Annotated in this window: 9 protein-coding genes; 8 read left to right on the top strand and 1 reads right to left on the bottom strand. The window is 32.8% G+C overall.

What is annotated here, in order from left to right; genetic code table 11:
• Nucleotides 1-81: 81 nt before the first annotated feature.
• A complete protein-coding gene (locus tag P8V03_RS16045; RefSeq protein WP_318798958.1) occupies nt 82-1,524 on the top strand; it encodes an amino acid permease in 1,443 nt (480 codons plus the stop codon).
• Nucleotides 1,525-1,601: 77 nt separating this feature from the next.
• Here the strand turns inward: P8V03_RS16045 and P8V03_RS16040 are convergent, their stop codons facing one another.
• On the bottom strand, nt 1,602-3,110 hold the full coding sequence (locus P8V03_RS16040) for a phytoene desaturase family protein (protein WP_318798957.1): 1,509 nt from the start codon (nt 3,108-3,110) through the stop codon (nt 1,602-1,604).
• 329 nt (nt 3,111-3,439) lie between these two features.
• On the opposite strand from P8V03_RS16040, the gene menA reads away from it, so the two are divergent.
• The 7 genes from menA to P8V03_RS16005 all read left to right on the top strand — a co-directional run bounded on the left by menA (nt 3,440) and on the right by P8V03_RS16005 (nt 11,886).
• Nucleotides 3,440-4,393 carry a 1,4-dihydroxy-2-naphthoate polyprenyltransferase gene (gene menA / locus P8V03_RS16035; RefSeq protein WP_318798956.1) on the top strand — a complete coding sequence of 318 codons (954 nt, stop codon included), beginning with the start codon at nt 3,440-3,442 and terminating at the stop codon, nt 4,391-4,393.
• A gap of 16 nt (nt 4,394-4,409) precedes the next feature.
• Entirely contained in the window at nt 4,410-5,612 is a 1,203-nt protein-coding gene (locus P8V03_RS16030; RefSeq protein WP_318798955.1) for an exonuclease SbcCD subunit D, read from the top strand.
• Between the two features lies 1 nt (nt 5,613).
• The gene (locus tag P8V03_RS16025) at nt 5,614-8,751 is read left to right on the top strand and encodes an AAA family ATPase (protein ID WP_318798954.1); all 3,138 of its coding nucleotides are present in this window, start codon (nt 5,614-5,616) and stop codon (nt 8,749-8,751) included.
• An 81-nt stretch (nt 8,752-8,832) separates the two neighbouring features.
• Entirely contained in the window at nt 8,833-9,708 is an 876-nt protein-coding gene (locus tag P8V03_RS16020) for a DMT family transporter (protein WP_318798953.1), read from the top strand.
• Between the two features lie 101 nt (nt 9,709-9,809).
• A complete protein-coding gene (locus tag P8V03_RS16015) occupies nt 9,810-10,352 on the top strand; it encodes a carbonic anhydrase (RefSeq protein ID WP_261673263.1) in 543 nt (180 codons plus the stop codon).
• Between the two features lie 110 nt (nt 10,353-10,462).
• On the top strand, nt 10,463-11,107 hold the full coding sequence (locus tag P8V03_RS16010; protein WP_318798952.1) for a DUF2238 domain-containing protein: 645 nt from the start codon (nt 10,463-10,465) through the stop codon (nt 11,105-11,107).
• Nucleotides 11,086-11,886 carry a potassium channel family protein gene (locus P8V03_RS16005; RefSeq protein ID WP_318798951.1) on the top strand — a complete coding sequence of 267 codons (801 nt, stop codon included), beginning with the start codon at nt 11,086-11,088 and terminating at the stop codon, nt 11,884-11,886. Before P8V03_RS16010 ends, P8V03_RS16005 begins: the two co-directional genes overlap by 22 nt.
• Nucleotides 11,887-12,540: the final 654 nt, after the last annotated feature.

Genomic DNA, 12,540 nt, shown 5'->3' with positions numbered 1-12,540 from the left:
TGAATGCTCGGGGTATTTTTTATTGCTTATCTTAGTTAATTCACTTATCGGAAAAAATAAAACCGATAAGGGGGAAGAAAAATGCAAAATGTTGCAGAACAAAACAATATAGGTTCACAAGAACTTAAAAGAAGTTTAAAGGCAAGACATCTTAACATGATTGCCATGGGAGGAGCCATTGGAACAGGTATATTTTTAGCATTAGGTGCTACAATTAATCAGGCTGGTCCAGGGGGCGCTATGGTGGCGTATATTTGTATAGGAGCTATGGTTTACTTCTTAATGACTAGTTTAGGAGAAATGGCAACTTTCATGCCTGACTCAGGTTCTTTTGGAATTTATGCTTCAAGATTTGTTGATCCAGCTTTTGGATTTGCTATGGGATGGAATTATTGGTATAACTGGGCGATTACCGTTGCAGCAGAGATGGTGGCAGGTGCGCTGCTTATGAAGTACTGGTTACCTGGTGTGCCAGCTTTGGTCTGGAGTGTTTTATTCCTTGTATTAATAGTTGGACTTAATCTTTTATCTGCAAGAGCATATGGAGAGTCAGAATACTGGTTTGCTGGTATTAAAGTAATTACTGTTATTATATTTTTAATAGTTGGAGTCGCAACAATTCTTGGAATAGTTGGTGGTGAAGCAGTAGGATTTAAAAACTTTACTGTTGGAGAAGCACCATTTGTTGGAGGTGCTAAATCAATATTTATGGTATTCTTAATTGCAGGTTTTTCATTCCAAGGAACGGAACTTGTTGGTATAGCTGCTGGAGAAAGTGAAGATCCTGAGAAGAATATACCTAAAGCTATAAATACCATATTCTGGAGAATTTTAATATTTTATTTAGGAACAATTTTTGTTGTAGGAGCATTAATAACTTACACAGATGCGGGCGTTGATACAAGTCCTTTCACAATGGTATTCCAAAAGGCTGGTATCGCAGCAGCAGCATCACTAATGAATGCAGTTATCTTGACTTCAGTTTTATCTGCTGGAAATTCAGGAATGTACGCTTCAAGCAGAATGTTGTATGCAATGGCTAAGGATGGTAAAGCACCAGCATGGCTTGGAAAAGTTAACTCAAGAGGAGTTCCAATAAACTCATTGATATTAACTACAATTGTAGCATCCCTTTGCTTCTTAACAGGACTTTATGCTGAGACTACAGTTTATGTATGGCTTGTGGCAGCTTCAGGACTTGCTGGCTTTGTTGCATGGTTAGGTATAGCGTTATGTCACTATCGTTTCCGTAAGGCATATGTTGCTCAAGGCCGTGATTTAGGTAAATTAAAATATACAGCAAAACTATTCCCATTAGGCCCAATTATAGCATTAGTACTATGTACAGTGGTTATTTTGGGACAGGGTGTTAGCTACTTCCAAGCAGATAAGATAGATTGGAGTGGAGTAATTTCTTCCTATATAGGACTACCTCTATTCTTGGCTTTATGGCTAGGGTATAAGATGAAGCATAAGACAAAGGTAATAGACTTAATGGATGTAGATTTTGATATTAATAAGTAGTTTGAGAAAAAGTATTTTAACAAATTTATAATAAATAAAAATATCGGTGGAAGATAAATTCTCCACCGATATTTTTATTATCTTAATGTTTTAAATCTTCGTCTATCTTCTTTACATATTTGCTGTGCAATATGTCTGCCGTGCATACCGCCAGTAGGGAGACCACCTCCAGGTTGGACCCATTGACCTATCATATAAAAATCTTTAAGTCCTGGAAGAGTCTTTTTAAGAGTTTTATCTAGATTATCTATAGTAGGTATCCAACCTTCAAAGCTTCCCTTCCAGTTATTGGTGTGGTTTTTGTAGGTATAAGGAGTAGCTACATCATAAACTTCTACTTTGGACTTTACTTCTCCAAATAGTTTATCTATCCTATCAATTACTTCTTCTGCAATTCTTTCTTTTTCAGCCTTATATTTTTCCAAATCAGAGTTTCTTAGCTCAGTCCAATAATTATAGTCTGCTTCAATAAAAGTAGTTATAGAGGTCTTGCCTTTAGGTGCCATGGTAGGGTCAAAGTTATAAATCACCAGACCTAGACTACTAATGGTATTCTTATTATCAATGTATATAGGAGCACTAAAATTAAAATTATAAGTAACTGCATCAGGTATTCCCTTAAATAGTCTATCAACACCTAAAGATACCTGAAGAAGAGAAGGGAAAGTTTTAAAGCTTTTATAGTAACCTTCAATATCTTCATCTATAAACTTGTCATCAAGCATATTATAGAGGGTATAGTGGCCATCTGCTGCTGAAATTACAAGATCTGAATAAGCTTCCTTACCACTATTTAGCCTAACCCCCTTAGCAGAATTATTTGAAATAAGTATCTTTTCAACCTTTGAATTGTAATTTATTTTGCCGCCTAGGCTTAAATACCTGTTTTTAATAGATTTTATAAATTCTATTGACCCACCTATAGGGTAGCCAGCAGAATTAATATCGAAAAGCGCCAGGGTATAAACTAGAGCTAGAATTGGCATTTCTTCGTACATACCAAATAATTTACAGAAGTTTTTATTTAGAAGAGGACTTTTAAATTTTTTCTGGAATTCTCCTATGGACACTTTCATCCACTTATTTAGAAGTTTTACTAGTGGAAAATCCTTAAACAAAAATTTCATATTGTGGAATAAGGTAAATAAATTTTGAGGCTTTAGAACAGGTATATCAAATTTTTTGCAAAGGTTAATTGCATCTATAAATTCTTCTATTAGTTCTTTGTCCTCAGGAGCATTCTTCAACATTTCTTCCTGTAATTTGTCCACGTTGGTGTAAACTGAAAAACTTTTTCCTTTTTCTAGTTCGGTGTGAATAAAGATTTCATGGTTAACTATATTTTTCTCATCAATAGCATGAAGTTCTTCCCATATGGTATGAAGTTCATTTTTAGGACTTGAGCCGCAAAGCCAATGAATGCATCCGTCAAAGGTATATCCCTGCCGCCTCCAACCAGTACAAAGACCTCCAGGGGAGCCGTGAAGCTCAAAGATTTCTGTTTCATAACCGTTCATCTGAAGGTAGCAGCCTGCTGAAAGTCCAGCAATCCCAGCACCTATTATTATTACTTTTTTTCTACTCATCTTTCTCTCCAAAAATATTAATTTCCTTTTACTAGAGTATTAATCACATTACTATTTAGAACAATTTTCTCTTTTTATTATAATAAAAAGAGGTATCATAAATTTGGCAATAAAAGTTTAGAGATATGTTATGAGTTTGCTAAATTATGGAGGTTTAGTTATACCTTTAAATGTCATACAAGCGGTCTTAACTTTGCAAAAAAATGACGAAAGGGTATAATGTATGTGAAAATACGATTATTTTAGTTTTAATTTATCTATCTTTTAAAGAACTAAAATTAAAGGTATGTTTTCTAGAATATTATTCTAATTGCATTGGAGGAATACAAATGACATTAAGCAGCTTTCTAAAACTAGTTGAAATTCAAACAAAACTTGCAAGTGTAATTCCTTTTGTTCTGGGAACACTTTTTGCTTTATACCGTTATAATAGCTTTAAGTTTGAAAACTTTATAATAATGTTCATATCCCTTTTAACCTTTGATATGGCAACAACAGCTATTAATAATTATTTTGACTATAAAAAGGAAAAGGAACTTATCAGAGAGAATTGTAAAAGTGAAAATATTATCATAAATGCGAGGATACCGGAAAAAACAGCTAGCTTTGTAATATTCGCACTGCTTACTATTGCAGTAATATTTGGAGTTTTACTGACACTGAAAACAGATATAATACTTTTGATAATTGGAGTCATCTGTTTTATAGTAGGAATCCTATACACCTTTGGCCCTATTCCGATTTCACGAATGCCCTTAGGAGAAGTGTTTTCAGGGTTCTTTATGGGATTTATAATTCTATTTTTGTCAATTTATATTCATATATATGATTCAGCATTAGTTACTTTAATGTATACAAATAATATTTTAAGTCTAAGCCTTAATGTAGTAGAAATACTTTTTATATTTTTAGTTTCAATTCCTTTAGTAACTAGCATTGCAAACATAATGCTTGCCAACAATATTTGTGATGTGGAAGAGGATATAAAGATTAAAAGATTTACTCTGCCATACTACATTGGAAGAGAGAATGCATTAAAGCTATTTAAAATATTGTATTATGTTGGGTATGCAGATATTGTGATATTGGTGTTATTGAAAATAGCTCCGGTAGCTAGCCTACTGGTATTAACTACTTTAATTCCAGTAAATAAAAATATAAAGTTATTTATTAATAATCCTAGCAAAAAAGAGACCTTTGTTGTATCTGTTAAGAATTTCTTTATAATTAACTTTAGTCATATTATTGTAATGACGATTACATTATTATTTAAACTATATTAATTGAGGTGATGTCCATATGAAAATAATTCATACCGGTGATTGGCATATAGGAAAGATTGTAAGTGAATTTAGTATGATAGAGGAACAACAGTTTATTTTAGAGCAGCTTATAAAGGTTATTCAGGAGGAAAAGCCTAGTGCTTTGATTATAGCAGGAGACTTGTACGATAGAAGTATGCCGCCAGTGGAAGCTGTGAAACTTTTAGACAAAGTATTCAGCAGAATTCTACTGGAATTAAAAGTGCCTATATTAGCTATAGCAGGTAATCATGATAGTGCAGAAAGGTTATCCTTTGGAAGTAAAATTTTAACCAAAAATGGATTACATATCGCTGGAGTTGTTGATAGGGAAGTGAGAAAGGTGGTTATTGAGGATGAAGAAGGTCCTGTTAATTTCTACTTAGTTCCCTATGGAGATCCAAGAGAGATAAAGTACATTCTTCAGGAAGAAGAGATATCTACCCATGATAACTCCATGAAGAAGATTATAGAGAATGTTAAGAAAAGTATGAGTGAAAATGAGAGAAGTGTAATGATAGCTCATGGCTATGTTACTTTCATGAAAGACGAGGCTTTAGATAGCGAAAATGAAGATGTACATAAAAAAGCAGGACTTCAGACCAGTGAGTCAGAAAGACCGCTGAGTATTGGTGGTACAGATTTAATAAGCGGTGAATATTTTAACTGCTTTAACTACACAGCCCTTGGACACCTTCATAGACCTCAGAAGGTTGGAAGTGACAGAATTAGGTACTCCGGTTCTTTGCTAAAGTACTCTTTTTCAGAAAGAGATCACAAAAAAGGTGTAACTGTAGTTAATATTAATGGAAAGGGAGAAGTTTTTGTAGAACTAAGGGAATTAACTCCTAGAAGGGATATGAGAATTATAAAGGGACCAATAAATGAACTGATAAATCCAGAAGTTTATAAACAAGGCAATGTAGAAGATTACGTGTATGCAATTCTTACAGATGAGGGAGAATTAGTAGATCCTATATCTAAATTAAGAGCAGTTTATCCAAATATAATGGGATTGAGAAGAGAAGAACTGGGACAACTAGAGGAAAGTAGAACTTCTGCATCCAAAGGATACAGAGAGAAAGCTAAGCTTCAGCTCTTTGGAGAATTCTATAAAGCTATAGGAGGAAAAGAGCTGACAGAAGACAAGTTAAATATCATGAAAAAGATTATAGAAGAGGTAGAGAAAGAGGGGAAATAAGGTGAAACCACTTAAGTTAACTATGAGTGCCTTTGGTCCTTATGCATCAGTAGAAATAATCGATTTTACAAAGCTAAAGGATAAAAGCATATTCTTAATAACCGGTCCTACGGGAGCTGGAAAGACTACTATTTTCGATGGTATAAGCTATGCTCTTTTTGGAGAAGCATCAGGTACAACTAGAGAAAAAGATAGTTTAAGAAGTGACTTTGCTTCACCAGAAACTTCTACCTTTGTAGAATTGGAGTTTTTACTTAGAGGCAAGGAGTATAAGGTAACTCGCTATCCTCAGCAGGAAAGAAAAAAGTCAAGAGGAGAAGGCTTCCTAATAAAAAATGCAGATGCAGAATTAGTAATGCCTAACAATGAAGTTATAACCAAAGTCAGCAATGTTGATGCTAAAATAAGTGAACTACTAGGAATAAATAAAAATCAGTTTAGACAAATTGTAATGCTACCTCAGGGAGAATTTAGAAAGCTTCTAGATGCGGAAAGTAAGGAGAGGGAACTAATATTTAGAAAAATATTTGGAACTGAAGCTTTTGCATTTATTCAGTCCAAATTAGATAAACAAAGTAAAGAGCTATATAAAAAAATTGAAAGTATTAAAACTCAAAGAGATACTCATGTAAAGCATATTGATGCTAGTGAAGAGGAAACTTTGCTAAAGCTTATAAATGGGGAAAATTTAAATATAATTGAAATAATTCAGGTTACAAAGGAACTTATAGAAAAGGACAGAGAGAAGAAAGATAAGCTCTTTGAAGAGATAAAAAGTTTAAAAGAACAACAGGAAAAGCTTCAAAAGGATATAGTTAAAGGAGAAGAAATAAATAAAAAGCTCAAGGATAAGAAAGAAGTTAATGATAAATATAATGAACTTTTATTAAAGAAAGAGGAATATGACAAAAAGCAAAACAATTTAGAAAAGGGGAGAAAAGCCCTAGAGGTAAAATTAGTAGAGGATTTATTAGTAGAAAGAGAAAATAAGATTAAAGAGAAAGTTATCCAGCATAAGGATATAGAAGAAAAGGTAAAAGAACTAGAAGAGAAGGTTAAATCATTGGGAGAAACTCTGAAAAGAGAGGAGGCTAAGGATACAGAAAGAAAGAAGCTTGCTGATAGTATAACTACTTTAAATAATTATGAGGAAAAGGTTAGAGGTTATGAAGAAAAAAATATAAGAAAAGAACAGCTTAAGAAAAAGCTTATAGATAAAGAAAAGGGATTAAAGAACTGTAGAGAAAAGATAGGCAGTGAAAAATTTAGTCTCCAAAAATCCAATGAGGCACTAAGGCTAGCACAGGAAGCGAAGGCAGAGGAGGTAAAACTTAATAAGGAAGTTGAGAATAAGGAGAATCTTATTAAGGAAATGAGGTTTATTTATAGTAAATGGAAGGAATATTTTACTCTTCAGCTTTCTCATAAAAAGGAAAGTGATGAATTTAATGAATTTGAGATAGAGTTTCAAAAGATAAAAGCAAAATATGAGCTCATGGAAGATAACTTTAGGAGAGGGCAAGCAGGACTTTTAGCAAAAAGTTTAAGAGAAGGAGAGCCTTGTCCTGTGTGTGGTTCTATAGAACATCCATCACCAGCAGAACATATTGATGGAGTCCCTACAGAAGAAGAACTGAAAAGAGAGAAGGCATTATATGATGAAAAAGTTAAAGATAGAGAAAAAAGGTACGAAGAGCTTATTTCTTTAAAACAAAGGATAAAGAGTCAAAAGGAAAGCTTATCAGAATTAACAATTAAGATAGAAGAATCCTTAAATGAAAATATAAAAGACATTGAAGAAAGTAAAGTACTTAATTTCTTATCGGAAAAAGGAAAAATCCTTGCAGCAGAGTTAACTAAGTTAAAAGAGAAGCAGGATAAAGTAGCAGAACTTGTGAAAAACAAGGAAACTATAGAAGTGAAAATAAAAGCCCTAGAAACTGATATAAAGAAATTAGAAGAGGAAGCAGATGTTTTAGAGAAGGAGCGAACAGAACTATACGGTCAGGTAAAAGGTGAAGAGGAGCTAATTAAGAATATCGAAGAGGAAATTCCTGAGGATATAAGAACCTATGCTAAGCTTTCGGATAGAGTTAATAAGCTCAAAAGCTGCTTAAAGGAGCTGGAAGACTCTTATAAAAAGGCACAAGATAACTATAATGATTCTAAGAATGCACACGCTGCTTTACAGGCAGATAAGGAAGCTAGGGGAAAGAATATAGAGGAAGAAACTGCAGAAATTAAAACACAAAGAATATTGTTAGGAAATAAGATTAAGGATTCTGGTTTTGAAGATTACAGTCAATATGTTTTATTTAGAATGACTGAAGAAGAAATTAAGCTTTTAGAGAAGGATATAATAGAATATCATAAAAGTTTAAATTCTTTAAAGGGTATGCTTGAAAAAGCTAAGAAGGAAACGGGAGAATTAAGGGAAGTTGTCATTGAGACCTTGAAAGAGGCTTTAAATGGAATTAAAGTCCACCAGGAACAGTTAGAAGAGCAGGAAAAAAAGATTTTTGCCAGAATAAATAATAACAAAAAGTCTCTTAAGGAAATTGAGGACATAAGCAAGACTATAGCAGCAGAGGAAGAAGAGTATAGGATTATTGGAGAACTATCCAGTATGGCTAATGGTTTTAATAGCGAGAGAATAACCTTTGAAAGATATGTGCTAGCAGCCTACTTTGATGAGATAATAAGTGCTGCTAACATAAGACTAAGGAAGATGAGTTCAGGAAGATTTATATTAGCCAGAAAGGAAGAAAAGGGGAAAGGAAAGAAGCAGGAAGGTCTAGAGCTTGAGATATTTGATAACTATACTGGAAAGGCACGCCATGTTAGAACATTGTCTGGAGGAGAGAGCTTCAAAGCATCTCTAGCTTTAGCTCTCGGATTAGCAGATGTAGTTCAATCCTATGCTGGAGGAATAAGCTTAGATACTATGTTTGTAGATGAAGGCTTTGGGACACTAGATAACGAATCCTTAGATAATGCAATTCAGTGTCTTATAGATCTTCAAAAAGGGGGAAGACTTGTAGGGATCATATCACATGTTCAGGAGTTAAAAGAAAGAATAGATGTGCGGTTGGAGATAACTCCTGCTAAGGAAGGAAGTAAAGCTAGGTTTATAGTATAAGTAAAAGACGACGTAACTTAGGAAAATACTTACTAAGTTACGCCGTCATATTTTCAAATTATAAATCAAAGGGGGATATAAATGAGGATAGAAAATAAAAAAGCACTTGTTGCTTCTTTAACATTAGCAGTAGTGGCAATGTTTTGGGGCACAAGTTATGCTATTGTAAAGGATGTGCTAAATGATATAAAGCCTTTTCAATTGATGACTTTAAGATTTGGGTTTTCAACATTGATATTGAGCTGTATATTTTTTAAAAAACTTAAGAAGATAACCAAGAAAGACATATGCCAAGGTTCTATAATTGGGATTTTTTTATTTTTTGCTTTTCTATTTTTAGTAATAGGAATATTATATACAACTGCTTCAAAGCAGTCTTTTATAGTTGGAGCTTACGTAATATTAGTACCATTTTTAGCGTGGATTATAAACAAAAGACCTTTAGATAGATATGAACTTATTGGAGCGGCAGTGGCGACTATTGGGATTGGGTTGCTTACATTAGATAACAGCTTTAGCATTAATAAAGGAGACGGAATATCTATACTTTGTTCTATATCCTTTGCTTGTCACATGATTGCTATAGAGTATTATAGTAAAGAGTCTGATCCTATAATCTCAACTATAATACAGTTTGCTATTACGGCAGTGTTTTTTATTCTACTTACAGGAATTTTTGAGTCTTATAACATAAAATTAGATAGAAAGATGATAAAAGCAACCACTTATCTTGTAATCATGACTACGGTAATACCCTTTTTAGTTCAGAATATAGCTCAACAGTATATCTCATCTACAAGCACAGCACTAATTTTCACTTTAGAGTCTGCCTTCGGAGGAATATTTGCAGTATCCTTTTTAGGAGAAGAAATGTCAACAAGAATGATAGTAGGGGCTATTATAATTTTCTTAGGAATTATTACCGAGGAGACAAAGTGGAAATTCTTTAAAAGATAATATTGTGTTTAGAATTTTCTTAAGTTATAATTAATAACTAATATTATGTAAAATAAATTCAAAGGAGGTATACCAAGGTCTATTAACTTTGGTAAAAAATTATGAAGGAATTAATAAAGGTTACATCTAGAGAAGATATATTTTCAAAGTACATAGGCACTCCTGTAGAAAAACTTCTGCTTAGTCACAACTTAGGACAGTTAGATGGTCAGTATTCTTCTGCAGAATTATTAATAGGAATGTGCATGGATAACCGCAAACAGTTAAATATACCAAGTAATTTTGCTTATATCCTTCGTACTGGTGGTGGAAACTTACGTTTTAGTGAATTTAAAGTATCTTATGCTGTTTCAGTTGGTGGAGTTAAGGCAATAGCGTTGATAGGACATAATAACTGTGGAATGGTAAATTTGATGTCCAAAAAAAATAAGTTTGTTAACGGTCTAGTAGAAAATGCAGGATGGGATGAAAAGAGAGCAGAAGAACATTTTATGAATTTTGCTCCTATGTTTGAGATTGATGATGAAGTTGATTTTTTACTAAGTGAAGCAGTACGTTTAAGGATGAAATATCCTAAAGTTTTAGTAGCTCCACTTATGTACAATGTAGAGGACAATCTTTTATATTTAGTTAGAGAAGAGTAAAAGCTTTGAGAGAGTATGTATAATTAGTTTGTGAAATATATACATGCTCTCCATTTATGAGCAGTATAATAGAATGTGAAATAGAATTAATGATAGTAAGGAGAATTACAATGAAATTAGATGGAGCTAAAAATGAAGTAGATAAGCTTCATATGATAATGCTATTTATTTTTATTGCAGTATTTGTTTGGTCAATAATTAACCCTAAGGACTTGTTCACTTGGTTTTTAGAGGTACTCCCTGCAATTATAGGTTTAGTGACAATACTACTAACATACAATAGGTTTAGGTTAACCAACCTAGCTTATATTCTCATATTGATACATTCTATTATCTTAATTATTGGTGGACATTACACCTATGCAGAGATGCCTATCTTCAATTGGTTAAGAGATACTTTTCATCTTTCTAGAAACTACTATGATCGGTTGGGCCATTTTGTACAGGGGTTTATACCTGCAATCATTATTAGAGAAATACTATTACGTAAATCACCCCTAAGGCAAGGAAAACTGCTAAACTTTTTAACTATATCTGTTTGCTTAGCAATCAGTGCTTCTTATGAATTATTAGAATGGTGGGTAGCAAAAGCTACAGGTACTGCTGCAGAAGCTTTTTTAGGAACACAAGGGGATGTGTGGGATACGCAGTGGGATATGTTTTTAGCGCTAATAGGAAGCATTTGTTCATTATTGACTTTGTCCAGCATACATAATTTCTTTTTGCAAGGTTTATGCTCGAAAAGGGGGCGTTAAAAATAAAGCATTTAGAATTTACGAATAATAAAAACATAGAGTTAGCATATGATATAAGTGCTGGTATTATGGCTATTATAGCAATGGTAGTAGTGTTACTTCAGTTTACCAATTCTATTGATGCAGCTCAACGATATTACCTAAATATTATTGATAAAGTTATCTATTTTATCTTCCTAGCAGATTCAGTTGTTCGTTTTTTGTTATCTAAAGAAAAGAAAAATTATTGGAAACATAATATTTTTGATCTAATTGCAGTTATTCCCTTTGATTTATTTACAGCATCTCCATCAGGAAGTATTTTTAAATTATTGAAAGTTATTGCCTATTTCTTAAGAGTATTTGATAACCTAAAGGACATCCTGTTTACTAATGGGTTCATCTATTCATTATGTGCTACAATTTTGATAACTCTGATAGGTTCGGTGGGTATATACTTTGCAGAAAAAGGTATTAGCCAGTCTATTGATAGCTTTGGGGATGCTCTATGGTGGAGTTTTGTTACGGTGACTACAGTTGGGTATGGGGACATCAGTCCAACCACTGTAATTGGAAGGGTTATTGCTTGCTTACTAATGTTTTCAGGAATTGGTTTTTTAGGTATTCTTACAAGTACTATTTCCACATATTTCATTACTAAAAGCTTTCAAAAGAATAAGAACAAAATGCTAGAAAAAGAGTTTGTTCTAGATCTTACTGAATATACTGAGATTGAAAGAAAAGCTATTATAAGTTATGCAGAGTATATTAAGGAGAAAAACCTTAACGACACAATGTAGGGTAAGGTTTATAGTTGAGGCAATTAGAGTAATGAAAGTGCCACTGTTTCATTTTTGTAAGAGATATTGGCATTTTGGTGTATTATTTAAATACTTCAATATTAAACTTGCTTCATATGGTGAAATACAACTAAAGTATAAGAAACTAGTCCTGGCGTACCGCTATATAAAATTTAAAGAAATGTAAAGAAAAATAAAGAAAAAGCAACTTAATTTAGGTTGAAGTGGTATTGGGGCTAGATTTGAAGAAACTAAAGCTGATACAATAACATTCGTCGCTTGGTGAGCGGCAAATAAGTATTACAAATGTTTAGTTATGTTTAAAAAAGTGTTGTTGACACTAAAAAATATTTGTGATACTATATAAAAGCTGTCAAGAAAGATTGAAAATAAAAAATATTAAAAATCTTATTGACAAAGCAAGATAAAAATGATAAGATATACAAGCAGTCGAGTTAAATCGACATGATCCTTGAAAATTAAACAGAGTGAAGATAAGATAACTTATTTTTGAATAAACCAGCAATTCTTTAATGAATCTTCTCAATAAATTGGGAAGTAAGCGACTATCACAAAATCATAGGTTTTGGATGTCTGCTTAAGTAATGAGTCACAAACTTTTAAATTGAGAGTTTGATCCTGGCTCAGGACGAA

The sequence above is a fragment of the Clostridium tanneri genome (assembly GCF_033659955.1).
Taxonomy (GTDB): Bacteria; Bacillota; Clostridia; order Clostridiales; family Clostridiaceae; genus Clostridium_AM; species Clostridium_AM tanneri.
The sequence above is the reverse complement of the archived record's forward strand: the minus strand, read 5'-3'. Positions and strand labels throughout refer to the sequence as shown.